Consider the following 309-nt stretch of genomic DNA (forward strand, 5'->3'; position numbering starts at 1 on the left):
ATATTATCTGTCCAACTATTAGCAAGCCAATTTTCATGAATATTATAATCAGAATCATATATAAATATGGAATATCCACATTTATTATTTTTATTAAATGATAAAGCTATATTATATACCATCACTATTTCATAATCGCCATATTCTTCAGATATAGCGGTTTTTGCAACCCATACGCCATCCATAAAATCTTCGTCTGCATTTTCTAATCTTAAATCAACTAATATAAAAACGCATACTTTATACAATATAAAAATTATAACAATAAAACCTATTACTTTTGATAAACAACCCTTCATAATTCAAACC

Annotated in this window: 1 protein-coding gene; it reads right to left on the reverse strand. The window is 25.2% G+C overall.

Annotation, left to right across the window (positions count from 1 at the left end):
• Positions 1-299, reverse strand: a 299-nt coding sequence (locus EZH24_RS13705; protein ID WP_137999508.1) for a hypothetical protein, incomplete at its 3' end; no start/stop codon positions are given.
• Positions 300-309: the final 10 nt, after the last annotated feature.

The organism is Brachyspira catarrhinii, from assembly GCF_005518285.1.
Classification (GTDB): Bacteria; Spirochaetota; Brachyspiria; order Brachyspirales; family Brachyspiraceae; genus Brachyspira; species Brachyspira catarrhinii.